This window comes from Kitasatospora cineracea (assembly GCF_003751605.1).
GTDB lineage: Bacteria > Actinomycetota > Actinomycetes > Streptomycetales > Streptomycetaceae > Kitasatospora > Kitasatospora cineracea.
This window is the reverse complement of sequence record NZ_RJVJ01000001.1, coordinates 989,312-1,014,909: the sequence shown is the minus strand read 5'-3', so window position 1 is coordinate 1,014,909 and position 25,598 is coordinate 989,312. Positions and strand designations below refer to the sequence as shown.

Genomic DNA, 25,598 nt, shown 5'->3' with positions numbered 1-25,598 from the left:
GATGAGCAGCGAACAGTTCGGCCAGTACGGCACCCAGTACGCCCAGCAGCGCCGCAGTTACCTGATCGGCAAGGCGCGGCCGAACGCGCCGATCGGGCGCAACCGGGAGAACGGCGAGATCGTGCTGATCATCGCCGGCGCCGGCCTGGGCATGGTGTGGGGGCTGATCCCGAGCCTGCTGCCGCTGCGGATCGCGGGCCTGGTGGGCTTCCCGCTGCTGGCGATCATGGCCGTGTACGTGCCGTACCGGCGGCGGACGTTCTACAAGTGGGTGGAGATCAACCGGACGTTCCGGCGCACGGTGCGCAGCGGCCGGGCGGTGTGGAAGCCGGACGTGCACGAGGCGGGGACGCGGCTGGACGGGCGCGAGGTGGAGGTCGGCCCGCCGCCGGGGGTGGGGCGGCTGCGCTGGCTGGCCGCGCCGTTCGGTCCGGACGAGGTCGCGGTGCTGATGCACCTGGAGCGGCGGACGGTGACCGCGGCGATCGAGATCGAGGGCCCGGGCGTGGGCCTGCGCGACTCGGAGGACCAGGAGGCGCTGGTCGACCGGTTCGGCACGCTGCTCAAGCACGTGGCCAACGGCGACGGCTTCGTGACCCGGCTGCAGATCCTGGCCCGCACCCTGCCGGCCGACCCGGACGCGCACGCCAAGGACGTGGAGCGGCGCGGCAGCCACGAGGCGCCGCGCTGGCTGCAGGACAGCTACGACCAGCTGCAGTCGATGGTGTCGACCTCCTCGGAGCAGCACCGGGCGTACCTGGTGGCGTGCATGCACTACACCCGGGACCTGGCGGCCGAGGCGCACGCGATGGGGCGCACCGCGTACGGGCGGGGCGAGAAGCGGGACCGGTCGGACGACGGCCTGGCGACCGTGATGGCGCGTGAACTGACCGACATCTGCGCCCGGTTGGCGGAGGCGGACATCCGGGTGCGGCAGCCGCTGGGGCAGGCCCGGCTGGCGTCGCTGATCCACTCGATGTACGACCCGGACCACCCGATCGACCACATCCAGGCGATGAGCCGGCGCAACGCCTGGCCGGCCGAGCTGGACGCCACCCACACCCAGTACCTGCAGGCGAAGACCCGCGAGGCGGCGACCCGGGAGCCGTGGTGCCACGCCACCGCGTGGATCAAGGAGTGGCCGCTGACGCCGGTCGGGGTGAACTTCCTGGCGCCGCTGCTGGTGCACACGCCGGACGTGATCCGGACGGTCGCGGTGACCATGGACCTGGAGCCGACCGACGTGGCGATCGAGCGGATGCTGACCGAGAAGACCAACGACGAGGCGGAGGCCAGCCGGGCGGCGAAGATGAACCGCACGGTGGACCCGCGCGACCTGGCGCACACCGGCCGGGTGGACCAGCGCGGCGACGACCTGGCGTCCGGCGCGGCCGGGGTGAACCTGGTGGGGTACCTGACGGTGTCCTCGCGCAGCCCGGAGGCGCTGGCCCGGGACAAGCGCACCATCCGGGCGTCGGCGGGCAAGAGCTACCTGAAGCTGGAGTGGTGCGACCGCGAGCACCACCGGGCGTTCGCCAACACCCTGCCGTTCGCCACCGGCATCCGCCGCTGACGCCGCCGACGTCGTTGACGCCGCTGACCCCCGGAGGCCCGTAGATGCTCGGCAAGCTCACCGATTCCTTCACCAGCACCCTGTTCGGCCGGGTGGAGACCACCCGGCTGCCGGTGCGCACCTCCAGCGGCCAGGCGCAGGCGGTGTACCTGCCGACGGCGGCGCCCGGCCTGGGCGACTCCGGGGTGATCATCGGCCGCGAGGTGTACAGCGGCAAGGGCTACGTCTACGACCCGTTCCAGCTGTACGGCCAGCAGCTGCCGGCCCCGCACTGGCTGGTGCTGGGGGAGTCCGGCAACGGCAAGTCGGCGCTGGAGAAGACGTACGTGCTGCGGCAGTTGAGGTTCCGCGACCGCCAGGTGGTGGTGCTGGACGCGCAGGGCGAGGACGGGGTCGGCGAGTGGAACCTGATCGCGAACGCGCTGGGGATAAAGTCCATCCGGCTGGACCCGCTGGCGGCCCGGGACGGCGGCGTGAAGCTGAACCCGCTGGACCCGGCGATCACCACCACCGGCCAGCTGTCGCTGCTGCGCACCATCATCGAGGTGGCGATGGGCCGCGGCCTGGAGGAGCGGGCCGGGTTCGCGCTGAAGGCCGCGCACGCGTACGTGCTGGCGACGGTGAAGGACCGTCAGCCGGTGCTGAACGACATCATCGACACGCTGCGCAGCCCCGACCTGTCGGCGGTGGAGTCGCTGGGCGTGGAGGTCGGCGAGGTGCAGTCCTGGGGCCTGGACGTGGCCCTGGTGCTGGACCGGCTGGTCGACGGCGACCTGCGGGGGATGTTCGACGGCCCGACCTCGGCGGGCATCGACCTGGACGCTCCGCTGATCGTCTTCGACCTGTCGCACATCGACCGGAACTCGATCGCGATGCCGATCCTGATGGCGATCGTCGGGGTGTGGCTGGAGCACACCTGGCTGCGGCCGGACCGGGTGAAGCGGATCTTCCTGGTCGAGGAGGCCTGGCACATCATCAACAGCCCGTTCGTGGCGCAGCTGTTCCAGCGGCTGCTGAAGTTCGGCCGTCGGCTGGGCCTGTCCTTCGTGGCGGTGGTGCACCACCTGTCGGACGTGGTGGACGGGGCGGCGGCGAAGGAGGCCTCGGCGATCCTGAAGATGGCCTCCACGCGGACGATCTACATGCAGAAGGCCGACGAGGCGAGGGCCACCGGCCGGGTGCTGGGCCTGCCGCGCTGGGCGGTGGAGATCATCCCGACGCTGTCGCCGGGCATCGCGGTGTGGGACGTCAACGGCAACGTGCAGGTGGTCAAGCACATCATCACCGAGGCCGAGAAGCCGCTGGTGTACACCGACCGCGCGATGACCGAGGACGCGGTGGCCGAGCGGGACCGGGCCGACCAGCAGCTGGCGGCGCAGCCGCGGATCTGAGCGCCCGGCCCGGGGGCTGACCGAGGGTCGGCAAACGTTTCGTCAGCCTGCGGATACCAGCTCGTTACTCGCAGGTTCCTGACAGCTACGCGCGTTGACCCTAGGCTGCACCCAGACAACGCCAGGCCGCACAGCCGCGGCCCCCGACGGTCCAGGGGACAGCCATGCCCATTTCCGGTTCCACCGGCCGCCGCTCGACCGCCCTCGCGGTCGCCGCGGCCGCCGCCCTCTTCGGCACGATGGCCCTCCCGGCCACCGCCGAGGCCCACGGCCGGGGCCACGGCCACGACAAGCCCAAGTACGAGGACCTGCAGCTCCTCGCCATCAACGACTTCCACGGCAACCTGGAGCCGCCGGCCGGTTCCTCGGGCACGATCAACGAGATCGACCCGGCCACCGGCAAGACCGTCGCCACCCCCGCCGGCGGTGTCGAGTACCTGGCCACCGCGCTGCGCGACGCCCGCAAGGGCCACGCCAACAGCCTCACCGTCGCGGCCGGCGACATCATCGGCGCCAGCCCGCTGGTCTCCGGCCTGTTCCACGACGAGCCGACCATCGAGGCGATGAACGAGATCGGCCTCGACGTCACCTCGGTGGGCAACCACGAGTTCGACGAGGGCTCGGCCGAGCTGCTGCGGATGCAGAACGGCGGCTGCCACCCGACCGACGGCTGCTACGAGAAGGGCCGCAAGTTCGAGGGCGCGGACTTCCCGTACCTGGCGGCGAACGTCACCAGCGAGAAGACCGGCAAGACGCTGCTCAAGCCGTACTGGGTGAAGAACGTTCGCGGCGTCAAGGTCGGCTTCATCGGCGTGACCCTGGAGGGCACCCCGAACATCGTCACCGCCGCCGGCGTGCAGGGCCTCAAGTTCGGCAACGAGGTCACCACCATCAACAAGTACGCCGCCGAACTCAAGCGGCAGGGCGTCAACTCGATCGTGGCGCTGATCCACGAGGGCGGCCTGCCCGCCAGCAACGTCTACAACTACGACTGCGGCGCGGCCGGCGCGGGCATCTCCGGCCCGATCGTGGACATCGCCAAGAACATCGACCCGGCCGTCGGGGCGATCGTCACCGGCCACACCCACAACTCGTACGCCTGCATGATCCCGGACCCGAACGGCGTGCCCCGCTCGGTCACCAGCGCCGCCTCGTTCGGCCGCCTGTACACCGAGATCGACCTCAAGCTGGACAAGCGCACCGGCAGCATCGTCCGTCCGTCGGTCAGCGCCGCCAACCACGTCGTCCGCCGCGACGTGCCGAAGGCGCCGGACCTCACCGCGCTGCTCGACCGGTACAGCAAGCTGGCCGCGCCGATCGCCAACCGCGCCACCGGCTACATCACCGCCGACATCAACGGCCGCGGCTCCACCGCACTGGAGAAGCCGCTCGGCGACCTGATCGCCGACGCCCAGCTGGCCGGCCTCTCGGCCGCCGACAAGGGCGGCGCGCAGGTGGCGTTCATGAACCCCGGCGGCATCCGCGCCGACCTGGTCTACAAGGCCACCGGCGCCGAGGGCGACGGCGTGGTCACCTACGGCGAGGCGTTCGCCGTCCAGCCGTTCACCAACATGATGCAGGTCAAGACGCTGACCGGCGCCCAGCTGGTGCAGGTCCTGCAGCAGCAGGTCTCCGGCTCCAACGAGGCGTCCCCGAAGGTCCTGCAGATCTCGGACAACCTGCACTACACCCTCGACCTGAACAAGGCCGGCGCGGCCCGCGTGGTCGTCGACTCGATCCGCCTGAACGGCGCCCCGATCGACCCGGCCGCCGACTACCGGGTCGCCGCCAACGAGTTCCTGGCCGGCGGCGGCGACGGCTTCCCGGCCTTCGCGGCCGGCACCGACAAGCTGGTCGGCGCCTCCGACCTGGACCTGTTCAACGCCTACCTGACCAGCCACAGCTCGGCGAGCGCCCCGATCGCGCCGCCGGCCGCCGACCGGATCAAGGTCATCGGCATCGGCCAGGACAACAGCTGACACCACCGCAGCAACGGGGGCGGGGCACTCCGGTGCCCCGTCCCCGGCACGTCCCGGCACGTCCCGGTGCGTCTCAGCGCGGCTCGGCCGGCTGCCCCGGCAGCAGCACCACCGCCTGCGCCCCCGGGCCGCCGTCCGGAGCCGGGCCCAGCGAGACCTGCCCGCCGGTGTCCTGCACGGTCTGCGCCACGATCGACAGCCCCAGCCCCGAACCCGGCAGCTGGCGCGAGGACGGCGAACGCCAGAACCGGTCGAACACGTACGGCAGTTCCTCCGCCGGAATCCCCGGCCCGTGGTCCCGGACCGTCAACCGCCCCTCCCGCAGCGACACTTCGATCGTCCCGGCGGGCGGCGAGTACTTCACCGCGTTGTCCAGCAGGTTGATCACCGCCCGCTCCAGCGCCGCCGGGTCCCCGTGCACGTACCAGGGCCGCACGTCCGTCTCGAACACCAGCGACGGCCCGCGCAACCGCCCCCGCTCCAGCGCCCGCCCCACCGTCTCGTGGAACGGCACCACCGTCCGCACCGCCTCCGGATTCGGCGTGTCCGGCCGGGACAACTGCAGCAGGTCCCCGATCAGCACGGTCAACTCCTGCATCTGCGCCTTCATGTTCCCCAGCATCCGCGCCCGCGTCTCGGCCGGCAGCGCCCGCCCCTGCGCGTCCGACCGGATCAGCAGGTCCACGTTGGTCCGGAGCGAGGTCAGCGGCGTGCGCAACTCGTGCCCGGCGTCGGCGATCAGCCGGGTCTGCCGCTCCCGCGAGTTGGCGAGCGCGGTCGACATCGAGTTGAACGAGGTGGAGAGCCGGGCGATCTCGTCCTTCCCGTGGACGGGGATGGTGGTCCCGACTTCTTCAGTACGGGCGATGTGCTCGACCATGTCGGTGAGTTGGTCGACGGGCTTCAACGCGGAGCGGGCGACGACCCGACCGGCGACACCGGCCACGGCGACACCGGCCAGGGCCACGCAGGACAGCACCAGGGCGAGTTGCCGCAGCGAGTCGTCGATGCTCTGGGTGGAGGTGGCGGTCAGGAGCACCCACCGCTCGTTGTTGACCGACACCGTGCTGACCCGCACCAGCGCCGAGTTGCCGTCCACGAAGGACCCTTCGCGGACGGTGAAGCCGTTGGTGCCGATTGCGTCCAGGTCCCCGGGGGTGGTGATGATGCCGCTGCCCGAACCGAACGGCAGGCACACCTGGCTGCCGCTGGGGGAGACCAGTTCGCTGGGCCAGCGGTTGTACCGGCCGTGGCCGCCGTTGGTCGGCCACTCCTTCTCGGCCTGGGCCTGGGCCTGGGCGGGCGTGGTCCCGCACGCCACCGGGAGCTGCTTGGTCCCGTTCTGGTCGATCAGGCCGGGCGGCAGCATGATCGGGTCCGCCGGCGCGTCCGCCAGGACGGTGTGCGCCTGCTTGTCCAACTGGTCCTTGACCACGAACCAGCAGGCCGCCGCCGCGACCGCGATCGCCACCGCCACCGCGGCAGCCGTGAGCATGGCCAGCCTGCTCCGCAGCGACTTGCCGCGGAACCACCCCGTGAGCCGGCCGATCAGTTTCACGCCGCGGCGCCGGTCGCGGCGCGCAGCGCGTAGCCGACGCCGCGGACGGTCTGGATGATCCGGGGCATGCCGTGCTGCTCGGTCTTGCGGCGCAGGTACATGACGTAGACGTCGAGGGAGTTGGAGGAGGGTTCGAAGTCGAAGCCCCAGACGGCCTTGAGGATCTGTTCGCGGGTCAGCACCTGGCGCGGGTGGGAGAGGAACATCTCCAGCAGCATGAACTCGGTGCGGGTGAGCTCGATGGGCGTGCCGTCGCGGGTGACCTCGCGGGTGGCGGTGTTCATCCGCAGGTCGGCGAAGGCCAGCACCTCGCCGCCGTCCTCGTCGGCGGCGGTGCGGGCGGCGGCTTCGGCGGCGAGCGCGTTGCGGCGGAGCAGGGCGCGGACCCGGGCGAGGAGTTCGTCGAGCTCGAAGGGCTTGGCGAGGTAGTCGTCGGCGCCGACGTCGAGGCCGGTGACGCGGTCGCCGACGGCGTCGCGGGCGGTGAGCATCAGGACGGGGACGGCGTCGCCGCGGGAGCGCATCCGGCGGACGGCGGTGAGGCCGTCCATCCGGGGCATCATGATGTCGAGCAGTACCAGGTCGGGCCGGTCGCGTTCGACGGCGGCCAGGGCCTCGTAGCCGTCGGTGGCGGTGGTGACCTGGTAGCCCTCGAAGGCGAGGCTGGATTCCAGCGCGTCGCGCAGCGCGGGCTCGTCGTCGACGACGAGGACGCGGGCGCCGCCGCCCGGGGCCTCGGTGGGGGTGCGGTCGTCGGCGGGGGGAGTCATCGGCTCGGGGCCCTTTCTGCGTCCGGTGCGGTCCTGGCCATTGTCCGTCGGGCGGGGACGGATCGGGTGGCGGTCGGCGTTGGTCGGTGGTCGGCGGTCGGCGGTGGTGCCGGTCTGCGGTGCCGGTCGGCACCGGCGGTCAGAGGGTCTTGCCGGCCTGCATCTGGGACAGGACCTGCTTGACGCTGTTGATCGGGATGGCGAAGCCGAGGCCGACGCTGCCGGCGTCGGAGCTGCCGGTGGAGCTGGAGCCGCCGGCGGAGTACATCGCCGAGTTGAGGCCGATGACCTGTCCGGCGGTGTTGATCAGCGGTCCGCCGGAGTTGCCGGGGTTGAGCGCGGCGTCGGTCTGCAGGGCCTGGTAGGTGGCGGTGTCGGCGGAGGAGCTGCCGGCGGAGGAGCCGGAGGAGCTGCGCTGGCCGGGCAGGTTGGGGAAGCCGAAGCCGCCGTTGTTGCTGGTGGTGCCCTCGTCGACCTGGACGGAGACCTGCCGGTTCTTGGCGGAGATGATGCCGGAGGTGACGGTGCCGGTGAGGCCCTCGGGGTTGCCGATGGCGACCACCGGGTCGCCGACGGCGGTGCTGTCGGAGTCGCCGAGGACGGCGGTGGTCAGGCCGCTGACGCCGGAGGCGGTGATGACGGCGGTGTCGAGGGACTTGTCGGTCCCGGTGACGGTGGCGGTCGCGGTGGAGCCGTCCTTGAAGGTGACGGTGGTCTGGCCGCCGCCGCCGACCGCGCCGGAGACGACGTGGTAGTTGGTGAGGATCTGGCCGTCGGCGGTGAGCACCACGCCGGTGCCGGTGGCGGTGCCGCTGCCGGTCTTGACGGTGATCTGCACGACGGCGGGGGAGACCGCGGCGGCGATCGCCGAGACGTTGGCGCTGCCGTCGGCGTTGGCGGAGACGGGTCGGACCAGGGTGCTGCTCGCGCTGGTGGAGCCGGTGCGCTCGCCGGCCAGGGCGCCGCCGGTGACGCCGCCGACCAGGGCGGCGAGCGCGGCGACGGCGGTGACCAGGGCGAGCCGGCTGCGCAGCAGGCCGCGGCGGGCCCGGTGCCCGGCGGGCGGCTGCGGGCCGTCCCCGGTGCCGTCCCCGGTGCCGGGTTCGGCGGCGAGCGCGAAGGTCGCGGGCAGCAGCGCCGGGTCGGGTGCGGCGGCGGGCGGCAGGGCCGGGTAGGCGGCCTCCCGGTACGGGGTGCCGGTGTGCGGCGGGTACGCGGGGGCGGCGGGCGGCGGGTACGCGGGGGCGGTGGGCGGCTGCGGCGGGAGCCAGCCCGCGCCGCCGTCCTGGGGGTGGGGCTCGTGGGTGCTGCGGTGCTGGTCGCTCATGACGACCAAGTTCCGCCCGGTTCATGAAGACCGGATGAGAGCGTGCTACAGGTTCCCCGAGAAGCGCGTCAGCTTCTCATAAAGCCTGGTCAGGCCGGTGATCGGCCCGGGGGAGGACCCGCAGGTCAGGGCTGTTCGCCGCCGCAGCCGCAGGAGCGCCGCACGACCAGCCGGGACGGGAACTTGCGGACCCGTTCGGTGTCGCTGCCGGGCACCATCAGCGAGTCGTCGAGGACCAGGTCGACGGCGGCCCGGGCCATCGCGTCCCGGTCGGAGGCGACGGTGGTCAGCGGCGGGGAGGCGAAGGCGGCCTCGGGGATGTCGTCGAAGCCGGCCACCGCGAGGTCCTCGGGGACGCGCAGGCCGAGTTCCTGGGCGGCCCGGAGCACGCCGATGGCCTGGTCGTCGGTGGAGCAGAAGATCGCGGGCGGCCGCCGGTCGGAGCCGAGCAGCTCCAGCGCGACCTGGTAGGCGCCGTAGCGGTGGAACGGGGCGTCCACCAGGTGGGGCTCGGTGGGCAGGCCGTGCGCGGCCATGGCGAGCTCCCAGCCGGCCACGTGGTCGATCACCGGGTCGCCGGGGGCCGGGGACTCCACCGGCCCGCCGAAGCAGGCCACGTACGGGTGGCCGTGCACCTCCAGCAGGTGACGGACGATCAGCTCGGAGCCGCCGACGTCGTCGGTGACCACGGCGACGTCGTCGATCGCCTCGGGGCGGCGGTGCAGCAGCACCACCTTGGCGCCCTCCATGGCGGCGAACTCCTCGGCGGCGCGCTGCGAGGGGCCCTGGCTGACCAGGATCAGGCCGGAGACCCGCATGCCGAGGAAGGCCCGGACGTAGTGCACCTCGCGGTCGTCCACGTAGTCGGAGTTGCCGATCAGGACGAGCTTGCCGCGCTCGGAGGCGGCGCGTTCCACGGCGTGCGCCATCTCCGCGAAGAACGGCTGCCGGGCGTCGGGGACGACCATGCCGATCAGGTTGGTGCGCCGGGAGGCCATCGCCTGGGCGACCGAGTTCGGGCGGTACCCGAGCTGCTCGATCGCGGCGAGCACCTTCTCCCTGGTGGCCGGGGCGACCGGCCGGGGACCGTTGTTGATCACATAGCTGACGACCGCGGTCGAGGTGCCAGCCAGTCGGGCTACGTCGTCGCGCGTCACCTTGGCCACGGGGGGAGTCTACGCGGGTGGTGCGGCGCCCAGGCCCGGGGTGACACCTGGTGGGACGGCGGTTTCGGGACCGATCCGGGCAAAGCCGGGCGAGTGTCTCCGCGGTGCGGCCCGCCCGGCCCTCCGTCAGTGTTCGCGGGTCGCCCGAGTGCGGCTCTGCTCGGCCCGTTCGGGGGCCTTGTCGGGGCGCTCGGGGACCACGAACCGGTAGCCGACGTTGCGCACGGTGCCGATCAGCTGCTCGTTCTCGACGCCGAGCTTGGCGCGCAGCCGGCGGACGTGGACGTCCACGGTGCGGGTGCCGCCGAAGTAGTCGTAGCCCCACACCTCCTGGAGCAGCTGGGCCCGGGTGAAGACCCGGCCGGGGTGCTGGGCCAGGTACTTGAGCAGCTCGAACTCCTTGAAGGTGAGGTCGAGGACCCGGCCCTTGAGCTTGGCGGAGTAGGTGGCCTCGTCGACCGAGAGGTCGCCGTTGCGGATCTCCATCGGGCTGTCGTCGGTGGCGGCGTTCAGCCGGCCGAGGGCCAGCCGCAGCCGGGCCTCCACCTCGGCCGGTCCGGCGGTGTCGAGCAGCACGTCGTCGATGCCCCACTCGGCGGTGACGGCGGCCAGGCCGCCCTCGGTGACCACCAGGATCAGTGGGCTGCCGATGCCGGTGGAGCGCAGCAGCTGGCACAGGCTGCGGATCTGCGGCAGGTCGCGCCGGCCGTCAACCAGGATCACGTCGGCGCTCGGGGTGTCGACCAGGGCGGACCCCTCGGCGGGGGCCACCCGGACGCTGTGCAGCAGCAGCCCGAGGGCGGGCAGCACCTCGGCGGAGGGTTGCAGGGCGTTGGTCAGCAGGAGCAGAGAACTCATACCCGGTTAGTCCCCTTTCCGGGTCGTCGCGGTCGCGGCCGCCGGGGGAGAGCACCGGCCGCGGTACAGGGTGGGGGAGCGTCGACAGGGCCGGCGGGGGCGTCGTCGGGCGGGGCGGCGGTGGCGCGCCCGGGGTCCCGCAACCCCTGGCGTCCCGCTGGTGCCCCGTCCATCGGCGTAACCTCCGGTCTGTCCCGCCGTCGGCGCACCACGTCGTGCGGTCGAGCGGTGGGGGCGTTCCGGCGTCGGGTGCGGGTGGGGCACCGTTCGCAAGAACGTCCGTATGGCGTCCTGAAAGCACAAAAGGACCCGGGGGCGACTCTGCCCGGATCCCTCATCGCGTTCGAGAATAGCCGACCGGCCGGAGCCTGGGGAGAGGCGCGAGCGGGGCGCGCGGCGGTGGGCGGGGCTCCGGGCCGTGCGGTTCGTCACTCGGGCGGGGCGGTGCGACCTCGGGTGTTTGCCTCCGGACGGGGGGCGCGGGCGATGATGGGGGCCGCACCGGCCGCACCGTACGTGTACACCGATTCCACGGGTGGGCCGGCCGGCACCGGGCCGGCCGCCGTACCGGGCGAGGACCGACGAGAGGGGTTGCCGTGACCGCGACCGCCGAAACCCGCACCACCGCCGGGGAGCCCGCCGCCGCCGGATCACCCGGGAGGGTGAGCGGGACCGTCCGCCGCAGCGGGACCGTCCGCTACTGGGCCGCCGCCAAGTCCGCGGCGGGCCGGGCCGAGGAGCCCGTCGAGGCCGCGACGCTGGCCGGGGCGCTGGCCGCGGTGCGCGCCGCGCACGCCGACCGGCCGGAGCTGCTGCGGCTGCTGGAGGTGTGCTCGTTCCTGCTGGACGGCGAGCAGACCGGCGGCCGGGAGCCCGCCGCGGTGCTGCTGTCCGAGGGCTGGACGGTCGAGGTGCTGCCGCCGTTCGCCGGAGGCTGAGCGCCGTTTTCCCCGGGTGCGGTTCCGGAACTGGGGCATGCGTGCGATCGTCCTATGTCCGTAGCCCGAATGCCGTTCGCCTCCGAACGGATCTCGGATCGACCGTCTCTGGGGGAGTGCGATGCACGGCTCGGTGAAGTTGCTGATCGGCCTCGGGGTGGTGGGCGGCCTGCTGGTCGGCGCCGACCGGATAGCCGTCGGGGTCGCGGAGGACCAGGCGGCGGACGCGGCCGTCTCCTCCGGCTGGATGACCACCAAGCCGGACGTCAGCATCGACGACTTCCCGTTCCTGACCAGCGCGGTGGCCGGTGAGCTGGACAAGGTGACGATGAGCTCGGACGGGATGACCGTGACCGACGGAAAGGAGACGGTGACGATGCACTCCTTCCGGGCCGACCTCTCCGACGTGAAGTTCACCGACTCCTACCGGGGCGTCACGGTCGGGCGCGGCGACGGCCGGGGCGTGATCGCCTACCAGGACCTGTCGAAGTTCATGGTCGGCGGCGGCCGGCTCACCCTGGCGTACGCCGGGCCGGGCAAGGTGAAGGCCGAGGTGCCGGGCGGCGCGGTCGAGGGCAGGCTGCGCAGCGAGGGCAACCAGGTGGTCGTGGACGGTCTCCAACTCACCGGCGCCGCCTCCAAGTTGAGCGGCCTGGCCGGCGACCTGCTGAAGCCCCAGCGGTTCGGCCTGACCGGCCTGCCGACCGGCCTCTCCCTGGCCGAGGCGACCCCGGAGCAGGACGGCGTCCGGCTGCGCTTCACCTTCGCCCCCGGCACCACCCTCGGCCACTAGACGAGTAGTTCCGAAGTCGGGTGTCTTTGGCTGTTCTGCTTCGGACATGCGGGGAGGGTGTCCAGGCTTCGGGTTGTGACGACCGAAGAGCTGGACACCCTCCTGACGGCACTCTACGTGCAGATCGATGACCACCTGCCCCGAACGCGCTGGTTGGGGCGCCCGCCGCGGCTGACGGACTCGGAACTGGTGTGCCTGGCCGTGGCCCAGGTGCTGCTGGGCTTCCACTCCGAGGCCCGCTGGATCCGCTTCGCCCGCGCCCGCCTGCGCGGCATGTTCCCGCACCTGCCCGAGAGGCCCGGCTACAACAAGCGCCTGCGCGCCGCACGCCCGCTGCTCCAGCAGGCGATCCGCGACCTGGCCCGGGACACCGACCTGTGGGCGGACCCGGTGTGGATCACCGACTCCACACCCGTGGAGTGCGGCCGCTCCCGCGACACCGCACGCCGCTCGGCCCTGGCCGGATGGGCCGGCTACGGCTACAGCCGCTCCCACTCACGCTGGTTCTGGGGCCTGAAACTGCACCTGGTCTGCACCCCGGCCGGACTCCCCGTCACCTGGGCCCTGGCCAGTCCGAAGGTCGACGAGCGCGAGGTGTTGGCCGCGCTCGTCGAAACCGAACCGGAGCTGGCCCGCGAGCGGCCCGGCCTGCTGATCCTCGCCGACAAGGGCTACGTCTCCGCCGAACTCGACCGCTTCCTCGAACAGCACGGCATCACGCTGCTGCGGCCGTCCTACCGCAACCGAACCCCACGCCCCGGGGAAGGGCTGCTGAAGTCCGTCCGCCAGCTGATCGAGTCCGTCAACGACACCCTCAAGGGCCAACTCGGCCTCGAACAGCACGGCGGCCGCACCATCGAGGGCCTCGGCGCCCGAGTCGGCCAACGGCTACTCGCAATGACCTGCGCGATCTGGCACAACCGGGCCACCGGCCAACCCGTCACACGCTCGTTGATCGCCTACGACCACTGACCGACTAACCGACTTCGGAACTACTCGTCTAGGCCCTGTCCGGCTCCCGCCGCTCCCGGCCGCCCCGGTCCCCGGGGCGGCCGGGAGCGGGTGTCAGAGCCAGCCCTGCTGGGTGGCTTTGATGCCGGCTTCGAAGCGGCTGGTGGCGCCGAGGCGTTCCATGATCGAGGCCATGTGGCGGCCGATGGTGCGGGCTGAGATGTTCAGGCGTTGGGCGGCGGTGTCGTCGGTGAGGCCGGTTCCGAGGAGGCGGAGTAGTTCGCGTTCGGTGGGGGTGAGTCCGGTGGCGGGGTCGTCGGGGGTGTGGGCGCCGAGTGGGACGGCGGTGTTCCAGGCTTGTTCGTAGAGGCTGAGCAGGGCGTCGAGGATGCCGGGTTCGGTGACGTGCAGGGCGCCTTTGCGGGTGTCTTCCGGGTCGATCGGGACGAGGGCCTGGGTGCGGTCGACGATGACGATGCGCTGGGGGATGGTGGGGGCGGTGCGGACCTCGCCGCCCAGGCCGAGCAGCCAGTGGGCGTAGTGGGCGGCGTGCGGTTGGTGGCGGTTGGAGTCCTGGTAGAGGGTGCGGATGGTGATGCCGCGGGCGAGTGCTTCGGCGTCCGCGGGGCGGGAGGCGTCGAGGTCCTCGGGGCGCTGGGTGCCGGGCTGGCTGCTGAGGACTTCGCGGGTGGTGGTGCGGCCCATCTGCTCGAGGCGGTGCTGGATGGCGTCGATGCCGAGCAGGCGCTCGCCGTGGGCGGAGCGGTGCTCGGCGCGGTCGGCGACCATCCGGGCGACGGCGGCGCGGGAGGCGGCCAGGGCGGCCTGGCGGGCGGCGAGGTCGGCCTCCTGGCGGGCGGCGAGGTCGGCCAGCCCGATGGCGGGGTCGACGGCGCGCATCCGGCCGGGGTGCTCGGCGGAGGCGCGCACCAGCATCAGTTCGCCGAGTTCGTCCAGGCTGTCGTGGACCTGGCCGGGCAGCAGCAGGCAGTGCGCCGCGAGTTCGGCGATACCGTCGCCGGGACGGTCGAGCATGGCCTGGTAGACCTGGCCGGCCGTGGCCGACAGGCCGAGTGCCTCCAGCATGGTTCCCCCCGGAATCGTGTGTGGGCGGTGTGGGTGGTGGTGTACGGAGCTTCACCGATCATTTCAGCGCGTCGGAGTCGCACACAAGAACGGATTTGCCCTGCCCGTGGCGGCTTCCACCGGTTTGACCAGCGGATTCCTGCTTGCTCGGGGGTGGACGTCCGTGCCGGGGCGCCTGGGGCCGCCGGGCCACATTCATGACGCGTGCATGGCGACGTGTCTGGTGTCGGACAGTCCGGTTGGCGCCGTCCCGAACACCTTCCGAGCGGCGCCGGAACGGACGAAGCTGGTGATCGCCGCCGGGGAAACCGACCGGACGGCAGACCGGGACAGGCGTCAACCGCGGGACGCCGAACCGGAACTCCCCTACCTTCCACAGCTGTTGAGGAGAACCCCGAAATGCGCACTCGTCTGGTCAAGGCCGCCGCGGTCACCGCCCTCGCCCTCACCGCCCTGTTCGCCGCCCCCGCCGCCGTCACCGCCCTGTCCGCCGACGCCCCGGCCCACACCGTGACCGTGGCCGACGGCAGCCTCGGCTGGGGCTGACCCCGTGGACGTGGTCTACGCCAGCCTGCGACGCAGACGGCCCGGACCCACCCCGCCGGACGAGACCCGGCAGGCCGTCGACATCCTCTGGGCCCACACCCGCCCCGGCGACGCCCTCCAGCACGTCACCGCCCGCAGCGAGGACGACCGCCTCGACCTGCTGCTCTACCTCCTCACCCGCCACCCCGCCGACGGCCCGCCGTGCTCCACCGCCACCGCGCACGCCCTGCTCGCCCGCAGCCACCGCTCCTCCCCTCTCCTGACCCACCGCTACCACCCCCCGACCCCGGCCACCCGCTGAACCCCGGCCGCCACCCCGCGCCACCCGCCCCGCGACCCGCCTCCGCCCCGCTGCGCACCGACCGCCGCAGCGCCCCGGACGGCCACCTCCCGCTCGAGGGCGACCGGCCCCCCCGCGGGCCCTCCGCCGCCGCGCCGTGCCGCCCGGCGCCCGAACGCCCCGTCCCACGTCCCACGTCCCACGCCGGAACCCGGCCGCTCCTGCAGGGCGGCCGTGCCGACCCCGGCCGTGCCCCACCGCTTCCACTTCCCTGGCGCCTCGCCAGACCGACTCCCGATGGGACTCCTCATGTCCGTCCGCAAGCGGCGCACCGTCGCCGCCGTCGCCGCCCTGGTCTCGGCGGGCCTGGCCTCCGCCGTCCTGGTGACCCTGCCCGCCCACGCCGACACCGTGGTGTCCGGCTCCCAGTCGGTGACCTCCACGGGCACCCTCGGCAACGGCGCCGCGCCCGGTGGCACAGTGTCGCGCTCGCAGGCCGTCCAGCGCGCCCAGGACTGGGTCGACAGGGCCGTCCCCTACAGCCCCAACGGGCTCAACTCCCCCTACGGCTGGTGGGCCGACAGCGCCACCGGCGGCCGCTACCGCGAGGACTGCTCGGGCCTCGTCTCGATGGCCTGGCAGCTGACCGGCAGCCTGACCACCTACAGCCTCCCCAGCGTCTCGACCCGGCTCGGCAGCCTCGACGACCTCAAGCCCGGCGACGCGATCAACAGCACCAGCCACGTCGTCCTGTTCGCCAGTTGGACGGACAGCAGCCACACCAGCGCCAACGTCTACACCGAATCGGGCACGGCCTACCCGACCCGCTACACCCGCTACTCCCGCAGCTACCTGGAGAGTTCCGGCTACTACGGCCTCCGCTACAACAAGATCGTCGACTCCTCGGCGCCCCAGGGCTACCCCGACCCGGCGTCCCTGCCCACCGGCACCCTGGTGAAGTCGCCCAACAACCCGATGGTGAAGCTGATCATCAACGGCGCTGGTCTCGCCGTCGCCGGGTCCGACGTCACGCCGGACGGCTACGACCTGAGCAAGGTCGTCACGGTCGACGACGCCAAGTTCTGGGCCCTCCCCAGCTCGCTCCCCTCCGGGGCGGTGGTGCACGACCAGGGCGGCGGCGCGAACCGCTACGCGATGGTCGGCGGGGCCGCCCTGCACATCTCCGCCGCGGAGTGGACCGCCAACGGCTACAACACCCGCGCCGACATGGGCGTCCCGACCTCCTGGCTGCAGCAGGCCCTCCAGGCGTCCCTGCCCGCCGGCACGGTGGTGGCGGACGAGGCGGGCGCCGACCCGAACCGCTACGTGATGATCGGCGGGGCCGCCCTGCACATCTCCGCCGCGGAGTGGACCGCCGACGGCTACAACAACCAGCCCCTGGTGGGCGTCCCCGGCAGCTGGCTCCAGGACGCGGCGACGAAGACCCCGCCGAGCGGCACCGTGCTGATGGACCAGTCCGGCGCCGACCCGAACCGCTACGTGACGGCCGGCGGCACCGCGGCGCACATCACCGCCGCGGAGTGGACCGCCGACGGCTACGACGGGCAGGCGCTGATGGGCGTCCCCGGCAGCTGGCTCGCCGCCGCGGTCGCCGCGGCCCCCGCCGACGGCACCCTGGTCAAGGGCCAGGCCGGCACCGACCCGAACGTGTACGTGATGGTCAACGGGTCCGCCCTGCTGCTCACCGGCGCCGAGTTCGACGCCTACTACGCGAGCCGGCAGCCGGCCGGGGTCCCCGAGTCCTGGGAGGCCGGGGTGGTCGCCCGCCGGCTGAAGGACGGCACCGTGGTCAAGAACGTCTCCGGCGCCGACCCGAGCGTGTACGTGATGGCCGGGGGCATGGCCGTCCCGCTCACCGCCGCCGACTTCACCGGCCTCGGCTACGACCAGCAGCCGCTCCGGGCCGTCCCCGGCACCTGGGAGGCCGCGGCCGCCGCGAAGGCCGCCCCCGCGGACGGCACCCTGCTCCGCTCGCCCGACAGCGCCACGGTCTGGCGGGTCACCGCTGGCAGCAAGAAGGCCGCCGCCGCGGGCTCGTACAACGCCGCCGACGTGGTCGCCGTCCCGAACGCGCTCACCGCGAAGCTCCCCACCGTCACCGGCTGACCGGACGCCCCGTCCGACCGGCTCGGCACCGAGGCCCCGCTCCGGCGGGGCTTCGGCGTCCGCTGGGCGAGACGGCCTGTCCAGCGCGGTTGCCGGAACGCCCCGAAACGCCCGCCCGCCCGGTCCCCGCACGGGGCCCGGGCCTGGTGGCATGGGAGCGGAAAGCGGTAAATCCCAGTATCCGGATGATCCGGTCTCAGCATTCGACACGATGATGACAGCGCCCCCTCCGAGTCCCTAGCATCGTCGTCATGAAGCGACAGGCGGACCTCACGAAGCGGCGGGCGGTAGACCACTGCCGCGTGTCGAGCTGCCTGTGTCGAATGCGCTGACCCGGCGGTCGCGCCCCGCAGTCCCGGCACGTCCGCCCCGCTCCGACGCCGCGAACCGGTAGCCACGGGCACCGGTGCGTCCGGAGCGACGAACGCACCCCTCGATCCACCCCGGCCGACGCCGCACCCACTCCCGTCCCAGCATGCGGACAGGTGTGCGGACGCGCCCGGTCCGGAGCACTTCCGCAGCCCTTCCGCCAACCGCCCCCGGATGGAGAACCCACATGAGCCGCAGCGACGTCCTGGTCGACGCCGACTGGGTCCAGGCCCACCTGGACGACCCGAAGGTCGTCATCGTCGAGGTCGACGAAGACACCGCCGCCTACGACAAGAACCACATCCGCAACGCGGTCCGGATCGACTGGAAGAAGGACCTCCAGGACCCGGTCCGCCGCGACTTCATCGACCAGGCCGGCTTCGAGGCGCTGCTGTCCGCCAAGGGCATCGCCAACGACGACACCGTGGTGCTCTACGGCGGCAACAACAACTGGTTCGCGTCCTACGCCTACTGGTACTTCAAGCTGTACGGCCACGGCGACGTCCGCCTGCTGGACGGCGGCCGCAAGAAGTGGGAGCTCGACTCCCGCGAGCTGGTCGTCGAGCAGCCCGAGCGGGCCGCCACCCAGTACACCGCGCAGCCGGCCGACTCCTCGATCCGCGCCTTCCGCGACGACGTGGTCAACGCGATCGGCACCCTGAACCTGGTCGACGTCCGCTCGCCCGACGAGTTCTCCGGCAAGCTGCTCGCCCCGGCCCACCTCCCGCAGGAGCAGTCGCAGCGCCCGGGCCACGTCCCGTCCGCCAAGAACATCCCGTGGGCGAAGAACGCCAACGACGACGGCACCTTCAAGAGCGACGACGAGCTCAAGTCGCTCTACGAGGCCGAGGGCGTCGACCTGGCCACCGACACCATCGCGTACTGCCGGATCGGCGAGCGCTCCGCGCTCACCTGGTTCGTGCTGCACGAGCTGCTCGGCCAGGAGAACGTCAAGAACTACGACGGTTCGTGGACCGAGTACGGCAGCCTGGTCGGCGTGCCGATCGAGCTCGGCAACTGAGCCCCGGCTCGCACGACAGCAAGGAAGAGGGAGACAGACATGTGCGGTGCGAAGGCCGGCGGCCCGGACCTGGCAGGAGTTGACGTGGCGAACGAGACGATCATCCAGGGTTCGGTGACCCGCAACGACGAGCCGGTCAACGGCTACGTGCGGCTCCTCGACGAGAACGGCGAGTTCACGGCCGAGGTCCCGACCTCGGCGACCGGGCAGTTCCGGTTCTTCGCCCGCCCGGGCAAGTGGACGCTGCGGGCCCTGGTGCCCGGCGCCACCGTCGACCGCCAGGTGGTCGCCGCCCAGGGCGAGTTCACCGAGGTGGCGATCGCGGTCTGACGACCGCGCGCAGCAGCAGCGTGCCGAGGGGCCCGGACGTCTTCTGACGGCCGGGCCCCTCGGCCTACCCTGGAAGGGTGCAGGCACACCGACGGCACGTGCGCTACTTCGTGATGATGGGCGGCTGCCTGGCGCTGTTCGTCCTCGCCTGGGGCGTGGTGCGCTTCTGGTCGGTCGGCGCCGCCATCGGCATGTGCGTGGTCGCCATGGTGATCCCGCCGGTGGCCGCCGTCCTCGCCAACAAGCGCGACAAGGACGACGACTGGTGGAACGACCCGCGCTGGGACGACCCGCGCTGGGACCAGCGCGGCCACGACCGGGACGCACCGGACCGCGAACCCCCGCCCGACCGTCAGTAGACGAGCGCCCTGGCGTCGTCCGCCATCACCTCGGACAGGAACACCTGCGCCCCGGCGATCCGCACGCCCTCGATCACGTCGTCCTGGGCGATGCCCCGGCGCGCCGCGCACTGGGTGCACAGGGTGACGCTCCCGGCCGCCAGGACGGCCTCCAGCAGGTCCGGCAGCGGCGCCGAGTGCGGCAGCTCGAACTCGGCGGCCCTCCCCGGCAGCGCGAACCAGGCGGACTCCCCGGTCAGCCAGAGCGAGACCGGCACGCCGCTGGCGACCGCGACCGAGGCGACCGTGAAGGCCTGCGAGCAGCGTTCCGGGGCGTCCGCACCGGCGGTGACCTTGATGACCAGCTTCTTCGACATGCCCCAGAGACTACGGGCGCGAGGGGCGCCGGATAGACTCGCGCCGTACCACAGCCCGTCGAACCCGCCCCTGGGAGCGCACCGTGTCCGGTCTTGAGATCTTCTTCGACAGCCTGCTGGCTCTGATGGCCGTGCTGATCACCTGGTTCGCCATCTTCTCCGTCATGAAGCTCTACCAGGGCCAGCGCTGACGGCTGCCGTACGGTTGACCCGGTAACCGTCCGACGACACCAGCCAGGACCATGATCGAGATTCCTTCCGACCTCCACCGCGACGTCGTCCCGCTCGCCTTCCTCCTCGGCACCTGGGAGGGCGCGGGCGTCCATGACTTCCCGGGCAGCGAGAAGTGCAACTTCGGCCAGGAGATCGTCTTCCGGCACGACGGCCGTCCCTTCCTGGAGTTCCGCTCCCGCACCTGGGTGCTGGACGAGCAGGGGGAGAAGGTCCGCGCCCTGGAGACCGAGCACGCCTTCTGGCGGGTCACCAGCAACCAGCACGGCACCAGCGGCGAGCGCGAGATCGAGGTCTCCTCGGTCCGCGACGACGGCACCGTGGAGATCTGGTACGGCAAGCTGCACGACGGCAAGCCGCAGATCGACCTGGCCACCGACGCGGTCGCCCGGATCGAGGGCGCGGCCCCCTACAGCGGCGGCAAGCGGCTGTACGGCCTGGTCAAGGACGAGCTGCTCTGGGTCGGCGAGAAGGCCGCCCCCGAGGTGCCGCTGCGGCCGTACATGTCGGCCCAGCTGAAGAAGGTGCTCAACCCGGCGCAGCTGATCAACGACATCAACGACCTGCCGGACGACGGCATCGCGTTCTTCCGCTGAGCGGAGCGCGTACGCACGGGTAGGGGCCGACCGGGCGGTCGGTCCCTACACTTGTCGGCACGACCTCTCACCGGGCAGGGACACACGTGGCGAACAGCGAGAGCACCGACTGGAAGGCCGACCTGCGCGAGCGCGGCTACCGGCTGACCCCGCAGCGCCAGCTGGTGCTGGAGGCCGTCGACGTGCTGGACCACGCCACCCCCGACGACATCCTGTGCCAGGTCCGCAAGACCGCCAGCGGCGTCAACATCTCCACCGTCTACCGGACGCTGGAGCTGCTCGAGGAACTCGGCCTGGTCTCGCACGCCCACCTCGGCCACGGCGCCCCCACCTACCACCTGGCCGGCCGGCACACCCACCTGCACCTGGTCTGCCGGGACTGCGACGGGGTCACCGAGACCGACACCGCGATCGCCGCCCCGCTGATCGACAGCCTGCGCACCGAGCACGGCTTCGACACCGACCTCAAGCACTTCGCCATCTTCGGCCGCTGCGCCGACTGCACCGCCAAGCTGGCTGGCGGGCGGTCGTAAGCTGACCGGTATGAAGAGCCCGCTGCTTGCCCTGCCCGGTGCCGTTGCCGCCGAAGGTCCCGACGAGGGGGTCGCCGCCCACTACGGCGACCTGTTCCGCGAGCAGCGCGCGCTGGCCGCGGGGCGCGGCTTCGTGGACCTGTCGCACCGCGGCGTGATCACCGCGACCGGCCCGGACCGGCTGAGCTGGCTGCACCTGCTGCTCACCCAGCACGTCAGCGAGCTGCCGCCGCAGCACGCCACCGAGGCGCTGGTGCTCTCCCCGAACGGGCACGTGGAGCACGCGCTCTACCTGGTCGACGACGGGGAGACCACCTGGATCCACGTCGAGCCGGGCGACGCTCCCGCGCTGGTGAAGTACCTGGAGTCGATGAAGTTCTGGAACCGGGTCGAGGTCGCCGACGCCACCGAGCAGTACGCGGTCGTCTTCCTGCCGGCCGGCTCCACCGCCCCGGTCGAGCGGGCCGCCGCGGTGCGCGAACTCCCGTGGGGCCGCGACCTGTTCCTCCCGCGCGCCGAACTCGCCGCGGCCGCCGAGGAGTTCGGCCCGGCGGCGGGCGTCTGGGCGTACGAGGCGCTGCGGGTCGAGGGGCACCGGCCGCGGCTCGGCTTCGAGACCGACCACCGCACCATCCCGCACGAGGTGGACTGGCTGGGCAGCGCCGTGCACCTGCAGAAGGGCTGCTACCGGGGCCAGGAGACGGTCGCCCGGGTGCACAACCTGGGCCGGCCCCCGCGCCGCCTGGTCTTCCTGCACCTGGACGGCACCGAGGAGAAGCTGCCCGCGCACGGCGCCGAGGTCCGCGTCGAGGGCCAGGAGCGTCCGGTCGGCTTCGTCACCTCCTCGGCCCGCCACCACGAGCTGGGCCCGATCGCGCTGGCCCTGGTCAAGCGCAACACCCCGGTGGACGCGGTGCTGCTGGCCGACGGCGTCCCCGGCACCCAGGACGTGATCGTCCCGGCGTGACGGGGTGGCGCCCTCGTGAGGCCTTCTCGCTCCAGTGAGAGGGTCTCACTTCCATGACGGCCTATCATGATCATGATGGCCTTTCGCGTCCGTGAGGCCTTTTCGCGTCCGTGAGGCCCTCTCTCGCCCGCGAGACCCCCTCGTGGCCGTGAGGCCCCCTCGCGCCCGTGCGGGCCTCAGACCTCCAGCAGCACGGTGAACGGCCCGTCGTTCACCAGCGACACCTGCATGTCGGCGCCGAACCGCCCGGTCTCCACCTTGGCGCCCAGCGTGCGCAGTTCGGCCACCACGGCGTCCACCAGCGGCTCGGCGACCGGGCCGGGCGCGGCCGCGTTCCAGGTGGGGCGGCGGCCCTTGCGGGCGTCCCCGTAGAGGGTGAACTGGCTGATCACCAGCAGCGGGGCGCCGAGCTCCGAGCAGGACTGCTCGGGGCTGCCCGGGAACAGCCGCAGTGTCCAGAGCTTGCGGGCCAACTGGGCGGCCTGGGCGGGGGTGTCCTCGTGGGTGACGCCGACCAGGACGCACAGGCCCGGCCCCTCGATCGCGCCGACCGTCTCGCCGTCCACCGTCACGGCCGCCCCGGCGACCCGCTGCACCACTGCTCGCATGCCGTCATTGTGCCCGTCCGGGCTCACCGGGGGCGCGCGGCCTCCGGTTGCACGCCGGGGTCGCGCGTGGTGCGCCCCGATTCGTGCAGGTGAGCCGGTGGCGCGGATTCTTCGTACTAGCCAGGGGTGTTCGCCAGGGGGCCGTTCGGGTACTCGGGCGTGCGGCGCCGGGGCCCGGGGTGGCACGCTGTCCGACGGCCCGGGGCCACCCGGGCCCCGCGGTGGCGTCCGCCGTCCCGGCGAACCGCGTCACCCGCACGAGTGGCAGCGCCCGCCGGGGGGAACCCTGGAGGACGGGCGGCCCGTGCTACCGGCGGGCACTGGTACTACGGCAGGTGGTCGGATTGATGGACGTGAGCGCGGTCGACGGGCTGGCCGGCCTGGCCCTGGAGGAACTGCGGGTGCTCCGCCGGGACGCGTTGGAGCAGGAGGCCGACCTGTCCTACCTGCGCCGCCTGCTGCACGGCCGGATGGACATCCTGCGGGCCGAGCTCCAGCGCCGGGAGGTCCCGCTGACCGCCGCCGGCGAGGCCCAGTGCGCGCTGCTGGACCGGCTGCCGGCGATCCTCGCCGACGCCCCGTCCGCCACCCGCCGCCCGGCCCGGCACGTCACCCTCGGCCCGCCGCGCGGCGAGCGCTACCGGCGGGAGGCGGACGCCCTGATGGGCGACGTCCAGCTGGCCGACCTGTCCGCGCACGCCACCGCCGACCTGCTGGCCGCCGTCGAGCGGCTCGACGTGCACCAGCGCGAGGTCTCCGGCCGCCGGCACGCGCTGCAGCGCACCGCGGACGACTGCGGGGCGGAGATCACCCGCAGGTACCGTGAGGGGGAGGCCCGGGTCGACGACCTGCTCAGCGAACGCTGAGCGGGGCGACCGCGGCCGGGGCCACCCTCACCCTCACCGCACCGCCCCTGGAGACCCACCCGTGTCGCAGTCCGCCCTGCCCGCCCTCGCCGAGGTCATACGCTCCGGTTTCACCGAGGGCCGCCACCGCGGTTCGCTGGTCCTGCTCGACGCCGACGGCGCCGTCGAGTACGCGCTCGGCACCCCCGAACTGCCGGTCTACCCGCGCTCCACCGCCAAGCCCTTCCAGGCGGTGGCCACCCTGCGGGCCGGCCTCGACCTGCACGGCGAACAGCTCGCGCTGGCCGCCTCCAGCCACTCCGCCGAACCCTTCCACCGCGCCGCCGTGCGCCGGGTGCTGGCCGACGCCGGCCTCACCGAGGCCGCCCTGCGGCTGCCCGCCGACCTGCCGCTGGACCAGGTCGAGGCGGAGGAACTGCTGCGCTCCGGCGGGGAGCGCGCCCCGATCCTGATGGACTGCTCCGGCAAGCACGCCGCCTGGCTGGCCGCCTCCGCCGCCAACGGCTGGGACCTGGAGGGCTACCTCGACCCGGCCCACCCGATCCAGCGGCTGGCCCGCACCGCCCTGGAGGAGGCCACCGGCGAGCGCGCCGCCCACCTGGGCACCGACGGCTGCGGCGCCCCGCTGCTGGCCGTCTCGCTGACCGGCCTGGCCCGCGGCTACCGCGCCCTGCTGCTGGCCGGCCCCGGCACCGAGCAGCGCCGGGTCGCCGACGCGATGCGCGCCCACCCCGAGTACGTGGCCGGCACCCGCCGGGCCGACACCTGGCTGATGCGGGCGGTGCCCGGCGCGCTGTCCAAGATGGGCGCCGAGGCCGTCCAGGTGGTGGCGCTGGCCGACGGCCGGGCGCTCGCCTTCAAGATCGAGGACGGCGCGGAGCGCGCCCGCGGCCCGGTGCTGGCCGCCGCACTGCGCCGCCTGGGCGTCCAGGACCCGGTGCTGGAGCGGATCGCCGCCGCCCCGCTGCACGGCGGCGGGAACGTGGTCGGCGAGGTCCGCGCGGCGTTCTGAGCCCGCGCCCCGGGCGCCCCGTCGGCGGACGCCGGGATGCCCGGGGCGGCGCTTCGGTGCACGGTGGACGGCGGGGGGAGCCACCCGTCGCCGCACAGGGAGAGACCGCCATGACCGACCACACCTACCGGGTCACCGAGATCGTCGGCTCCTCGCACGAGGGCGTGGACGCCGCCATCCGCAACGGCCTGGCCCGGGCGAACCGGACGCTGCGCAACCTGGACTGGTTCGAGGTGGTCCAGGTCCGCGGCCACCTCAAGGACGGCGAGGTCGAGCACTACCAGGTCGGCCTCAAGGTCGGCTTCCGGCTCGACGACAACGACGGCGCCTGAACCGCCGCCGCGAGGACGAGCAGCAGGGCGCAAGCAGCAGGGGCGGGAGCCCGGGACTCCGGACTCCCGCCCCTGCACGCGCGGTGCGGGCCACCCCTGGGGGTGTCACGGCTCAGTGGCCGCCCTGCTCCTCCAGGCGCTTGATCGAGGCCGTGATCTCGGCCTCGGCCTCGGCGCGGCCGACCCAGTCGGCGCCCTGGACGGACTTGCCGGGCTCCAGGTCCTTGTAGACCTCGAAGAAGTGCTGGATCTCCAGGCGGTCGAACTCCGACACGTCCTGCAGGTCCTGCAGGTGCGACCAGCGCGGGTCGGTCGCCGGGACGCACAGCAGCTTGTCGTCGCCGCCGGCCTCGTCGGTCATGTGGAACATCCCGATGGCGCGGCACTTGATCAGGCAGCCCGGGAAGGTCGGCTCCTCCAGGATGACCAGCGCGTCCAGCGGGTCGCCGTCGTCCGCGAGGGTGCCTTCGACGTAGCCGTAGTCGGCCGGGTAGCGGGTCGAGGTGAAGAGCATGCGGTCCAGACGGAGCCGACCGGTCTCATGGTCGACCTCGTACTTGTTGCGCGAGCCCTTCGGGATCTCGATCAGGACGTCGAACTCCAACGGTTCCTCCAACGGTCGGTACTGACAGAATCCAAGTGTCTCCTACGGCGGGGTGTGCTCAGGAAAGGGGC

The 25,598-nt window shown here is 72.8% G+C and carries 27 protein-coding genes; 18 read left to right on the top strand and 9 right to left on the bottom strand.

Annotation, left to right across the window (positions count from 1 at the left end; translation table 11 throughout):
- Position 1: 1 nt before the first annotated feature.
- From EDD39_RS04450 to EDD39_RS04440, 3 genes are all read left to right on the top strand, one after another.
- Complete coding sequence (locus EDD39_RS04450; RefSeq protein ID WP_123553465.1) at positions 2-1,573, top strand: SCO6880 family protein; 1,572 nt, start codon at positions 2-4, stop codon at positions 1,571-1,573.
- A 44-nt stretch (positions 1,574-1,617) separates the two neighbouring features.
- Positions 1,618-2,964, top strand: a complete 1,347-nt coding sequence (locus EDD39_RS04445; RefSeq protein ID WP_123553463.1) for an ATP-binding protein — start codon at positions 1,618-1,620, stop codon at positions 2,962-2,964.
- Positions 2,965-3,128: 164 nt separating this feature from the next.
- Positions 3,129-4,943 (top strand): bifunctional metallophosphatase/5'-nucleotidase, encoded by a 1,815-nt coding sequence (locus EDD39_RS04440; protein ID WP_123553462.1) that lies wholly within the window; start codon positions 3,129-3,131, stop codon positions 4,941-4,943.
- A gap of 73 nt (positions 4,944-5,016) precedes the next feature.
- Here the strand turns inward: EDD39_RS04440 and EDD39_RS04435 are convergent, their stop codons facing one another.
- From EDD39_RS04435 to EDD39_RS04415, 5 genes are all read right to left on the bottom strand, one after another.
- The gene (locus tag EDD39_RS04435) at positions 5,017-6,438 is read right to left on the bottom strand and encodes a sensor histidine kinase (protein WP_123560135.1); all 1,422 of its coding nucleotides are present in this window, start codon (positions 6,436-6,438) and stop codon (positions 5,017-5,019) included.
- 59 nt (positions 6,439-6,497) lie between these two features.
- Positions 6,498-7,271, bottom strand: coding sequence for a response regulator transcription factor (locus EDD39_RS04430; protein WP_030458176.1), 774 nt, complete (start codon positions 7,269-7,271; stop codon positions 6,498-6,500).
- A gap of 139 nt (positions 7,272-7,410) precedes the next feature.
- A complete protein-coding gene (locus EDD39_RS04425) occupies positions 7,411-8,598 on the bottom strand; it encodes a S1C family serine protease (protein WP_123553461.1) in 1,188 nt (395 codons plus the stop codon).
- A 125-nt stretch (positions 8,599-8,723) separates the two neighbouring features.
- Complete coding sequence (locus EDD39_RS04420; protein ID WP_030458174.1) at positions 8,724-9,764, bottom strand: LacI family DNA-binding transcriptional regulator; 1,041 nt, start codon at positions 9,762-9,764, stop codon at positions 8,724-8,726.
- A gap of 126 nt (positions 9,765-9,890) precedes the next feature.
- Positions 9,891-10,622 carry a response regulator transcription factor gene (locus EDD39_RS04415; RefSeq protein WP_123553460.1) on the bottom strand — a complete coding sequence of 244 codons (732 nt, stop codon included), beginning with the start codon at positions 10,620-10,622 and terminating at the stop codon, positions 9,891-9,893.
- 662 nt (positions 10,623-11,284) lie between these two features.
- Between EDD39_RS04415 and EDD39_RS04410 the strand changes: the two genes are divergently transcribed.
- The 3 genes from EDD39_RS04410 to EDD39_RS04400 all read left to right on the top strand — a co-directional run bounded on the left by EDD39_RS04410 (position 11,285) and on the right by EDD39_RS04400 (position 13,325).
- Positions 11,285-11,560, top strand: a complete 276-nt coding sequence (locus tag EDD39_RS04410) for a MoaD/ThiS family protein (RefSeq protein ID WP_244256598.1) — start codon at positions 11,285-11,287, stop codon at positions 11,558-11,560.
- Between the two features lie 121 nt (positions 11,561-11,681).
- Positions 11,682-12,353 (top strand): LmeA family phospholipid-binding protein, encoded by a 672-nt coding sequence (locus EDD39_RS04405; protein ID WP_123553458.1) that lies wholly within the window; start codon positions 11,682-11,684, stop codon positions 12,351-12,353.
- Between the two features lie 75 nt (positions 12,354-12,428).
- Positions 12,429-13,325 carry an IS982 family transposase gene (locus tag EDD39_RS04400; protein WP_123553457.1) on the top strand — a complete coding sequence of 299 codons (897 nt, stop codon included), beginning with the start codon at positions 12,429-12,431 and terminating at the stop codon, positions 13,323-13,325.
- Positions 13,326-13,418: 93 nt separating this feature from the next.
- Here the strand turns inward: EDD39_RS04400 and EDD39_RS04395 are convergent, their stop codons facing one another.
- Positions 13,419-14,390 carry a LuxR C-terminal-related transcriptional regulator gene (locus tag EDD39_RS04395; RefSeq protein ID WP_123553456.1) on the bottom strand — a complete coding sequence of 324 codons (972 nt, stop codon included), beginning with the start codon at positions 14,388-14,390 and terminating at the stop codon, positions 13,419-13,421.
- A 399-nt stretch (positions 14,391-14,789) separates the two neighbouring features.
- Here EDD39_RS04395 and EDD39_RS39275 point away from each other — a divergent pair, with 399 nt between their 5' ends.
- The 6 genes from EDD39_RS39275 to EDD39_RS04370 all read left to right on the top strand — a co-directional run bounded on the left by EDD39_RS39275 (position 14,790) and on the right by EDD39_RS04370 (position 19,422).
- Complete coding sequence (locus EDD39_RS39275) at positions 14,790-14,936, top strand: hypothetical protein (protein WP_162869940.1); 147 nt, start codon at positions 14,790-14,792, stop codon at positions 14,934-14,936.
- Positions 14,937-14,946: 10 nt separating this feature from the next.
- Positions 14,947-15,237: a hypothetical protein gene (locus EDD39_RS04390; protein ID WP_148089384.1), complete on the top strand. Its 291-nt coding sequence runs from the start codon at positions 14,947-14,949 to the stop codon at positions 15,235-15,237.
- 276 nt (positions 15,238-15,513) lie between these two features.
- Positions 15,514-17,343 carry an NlpC/P60 family protein gene (locus EDD39_RS04385; protein ID WP_148089383.1) on the top strand — a complete coding sequence of 610 codons (1,830 nt, stop codon included), beginning with the start codon at positions 15,514-15,516 and terminating at the stop codon, positions 17,341-17,343.
- Between the two features lie 556 nt (positions 17,344-17,899).
- The gene (locus EDD39_RS04380; protein WP_030910109.1) at positions 17,900-18,733 is read left to right on the top strand and encodes a sulfurtransferase; all 834 of its coding nucleotides are present in this window, start codon (positions 17,900-17,902) and stop codon (positions 18,731-18,733) included.
- A 39-nt stretch (positions 18,734-18,772) separates the two neighbouring features.
- Positions 18,773-19,063: a DUF1416 domain-containing protein gene (locus EDD39_RS04375; protein WP_030458165.1), complete on the top strand. Its 291-nt coding sequence runs from the start codon at positions 18,773-18,775 to the stop codon at positions 19,061-19,063.
- A gap of 77 nt (positions 19,064-19,140) precedes the next feature.
- Entirely contained in the window at positions 19,141-19,422 is a 282-nt protein-coding gene (locus EDD39_RS04370; RefSeq protein ID WP_123553453.1) for a DUF3099 domain-containing protein, read from the top strand.
- On the opposite strand, the gene EDD39_RS04365 is transcribed toward EDD39_RS04370, so the two are convergent.
- On the bottom strand, positions 19,416-19,778 hold the full coding sequence (locus EDD39_RS04365) for a DsrE family protein (RefSeq protein WP_123553452.1): 363 nt from the start codon (positions 19,776-19,778) through the stop codon (positions 19,416-19,418). The genes EDD39_RS04370 and EDD39_RS04365 overlap by 7 nt on opposite strands.
- 242 nt (positions 19,779-20,020) lie before the next feature.
- Here EDD39_RS04365 and EDD39_RS04360 point away from each other — a divergent pair, with 242 nt between their 5' ends.
- The 3 genes from EDD39_RS04360 (at position 20,021) to ygfZ (ending at position 22,105) form a co-directional block, all read left to right on the top strand.
- Entirely contained in the window at positions 20,021-20,605 is a 585-nt protein-coding gene (locus tag EDD39_RS04360) for a heme-binding beta-barrel domain-containing protein (RefSeq protein WP_030458162.1), read from the top strand.
- 86 nt (positions 20,606-20,691) lie between these two features.
- Positions 20,692-21,138, top strand: a complete 447-nt coding sequence (locus EDD39_RS04355; RefSeq protein WP_030458161.1) for a Fur family transcriptional regulator — start codon at positions 20,692-20,694, stop codon at positions 21,136-21,138.
- A gap of 10 nt (positions 21,139-21,148) precedes the next feature.
- A complete protein-coding gene (gene ygfZ, locus EDD39_RS04350; RefSeq protein ID WP_123553451.1) occupies positions 21,149-22,105 on the top strand; it encodes a CAF17-like 4Fe-4S cluster assembly/insertion protein YgfZ in 957 nt (318 codons plus the stop codon).
- Positions 22,106-22,281: 176 nt separating this feature from the next.
- Here ygfZ and dtd read toward each other — a convergent pair whose 3' ends face one another.
- The gene (dtd, locus tag EDD39_RS04345; protein ID WP_123553450.1) at positions 22,282-22,713 is read right to left on the bottom strand and encodes a D-aminoacyl-tRNA deacylase; all 432 of its coding nucleotides are present in this window, start codon (positions 22,711-22,713) and stop codon (positions 22,282-22,284) included.
- Positions 22,714-23,060: 347 nt separating this feature from the next.
- On the opposite strand from dtd, the gene EDD39_RS04340 reads away from it, so the two are divergent.
- The 3 genes from EDD39_RS04340 (at position 23,061) to EDD39_RS04330 (ending at position 24,923) form a co-directional block, all read left to right on the top strand.
- Positions 23,061-23,579, top strand: a complete 519-nt coding sequence (locus tag EDD39_RS04340; protein WP_208765449.1) for an RsiG family protein — start codon at positions 23,061-23,063, stop codon at positions 23,577-23,579.
- A 61-nt stretch (positions 23,580-23,640) separates the two neighbouring features.
- On the top strand, positions 23,641-24,591 hold the full coding sequence (locus EDD39_RS04335; protein WP_123553449.1) for an asparaginase: 951 nt from the start codon (positions 23,641-23,643) through the stop codon (positions 24,589-24,591).
- Positions 24,592-24,701: 110 nt separating this feature from the next.
- The gene (locus EDD39_RS04330) at positions 24,702-24,923 is read left to right on the top strand and encodes a dodecin (RefSeq protein WP_030458156.1); all 222 of its coding nucleotides are present in this window, start codon (positions 24,702-24,704) and stop codon (positions 24,921-24,923) included.
- Between the two features lie 112 nt (positions 24,924-25,035).
- On the opposite strand, the gene EDD39_RS04325 is transcribed toward EDD39_RS04330, so the two are convergent.
- Positions 25,036-25,527 carry an inorganic diphosphatase gene (locus EDD39_RS04325; protein ID WP_030458155.1) on the bottom strand — a complete coding sequence of 164 codons (492 nt, stop codon included), beginning with the start codon at positions 25,525-25,527 and terminating at the stop codon, positions 25,036-25,038.
- Positions 25,528-25,598 lie beyond the last annotated feature (71 nt).

Excerpts from the sequence above, each read along its gene's own strand:
- EDD39_RS04430 (WP_030458176.1), bottom strand. The coding sequence starts at position 7,271 with ATGACTCCCCCCGCCGACGACCGCACCCCCACCGAGGCCCCGGGCGGC.
- EDD39_RS04380 (WP_030910109.1), top strand. The coding sequence starts at position 17,900 with ATGAGCCGCAGCGACGTCCTGGTCGACGCCGACTGGGTCCAGGCCCAC.
- EDD39_RS04365 (WP_123553452.1), bottom strand. The coding sequence starts at position 19,778 with ATGTCGAAGAAGCTGGTCATCAAGGTCACCGCCGGTGCGGACGCCCCG.
- EDD39_RS39275 (WP_162869940.1), top strand. The coding sequence starts at position 14,790 with ATGCGCACTCGTCTGGTCAAGGCCGCCGCGGTCACCGCCCTCGCCCTC.
- EDD39_RS04450 (WP_123553465.1), top strand. The coding sequence starts at position 2 with ATGAGCAGCGAACAGTTCGGCCAGTACGGCACCCAGTACGCCCAGCAG.
- EDD39_RS04445 (WP_123553463.1), top strand. The coding sequence starts at position 1,618 with ATGCTCGGCAAGCTCACCGATTCCTTCACCAGCACCCTGTTCGGCCGG.
- EDD39_RS04385 (WP_148089383.1), top strand. The coding sequence starts at position 15,514 with ATGGGACTCCTCATGTCCGTCCGCAAGCGGCGCACCGTCGCCGCCGTC.
- EDD39_RS04435 (WP_123560135.1), bottom strand. The coding sequence starts at position 6,438 with ATGCTCACGGCTGCCGCGGTGGCGGTGGCGATCGCGGTCGCGGCGGCG.
- dtd (WP_123553450.1), bottom strand. The coding sequence starts at position 22,713 with ATGCGAGCAGTGGTGCAGCGGGTCGCCGGGGCGGCCGTGACGGTGGAC.
- EDD39_RS04405 (WP_123553458.1), top strand. The coding sequence starts at position 11,682 with ATGCACGGCTCGGTGAAGTTGCTGATCGGCCTCGGGGTGGTGGGCGGC.
- EDD39_RS04415 (WP_123553460.1), bottom strand. The coding sequence starts at position 10,622 with ATGAGTTCTCTGCTCCTGCTGACCAACGCCCTGCAACCCTCCGCCGAG.
- ygfZ (WP_123553451.1), top strand. The coding sequence starts at position 21,149 with ATGAAGAGCCCGCTGCTTGCCCTGCCCGGTGCCGTTGCCGCCGAAGGT.
- EDD39_RS04425 (WP_123553461.1), bottom strand. The coding sequence starts at position 8,598 with ATGAGCGACCAGCACCGCAGCACCCACGAGCCCCACCCCCAGGACGGC.
- EDD39_RS04340 (WP_208765449.1), top strand. The coding sequence starts at position 23,061 with ATGGACGTGAGCGCGGTCGACGGGCTGGCCGGCCTGGCCCTGGAGGAA.
- EDD39_RS04360 (WP_030458162.1), top strand. The coding sequence starts at position 20,021 with ATGATCGAGATTCCTTCCGACCTCCACCGCGACGTCGTCCCGCTCGCC.
- EDD39_RS04440 (WP_123553462.1), top strand. The coding sequence starts at position 3,129 with ATGCCCATTTCCGGTTCCACCGGCCGCCGCTCGACCGCCCTCGCGGTC.
- EDD39_RS04375 (WP_030458165.1), top strand. The coding sequence starts at position 18,773 with ATGTGCGGTGCGAAGGCCGGCGGCCCGGACCTGGCAGGAGTTGACGTG.
- EDD39_RS04395 (WP_123553456.1), bottom strand. The coding sequence starts at position 14,390 with ATGCTGGAGGCACTCGGCCTGTCGGCCACGGCCGGCCAGGTCTACCAG.
- EDD39_RS04330 (WP_030458156.1), top strand. The coding sequence starts at position 24,702 with ATGACCGACCACACCTACCGGGTCACCGAGATCGTCGGCTCCTCGCAC.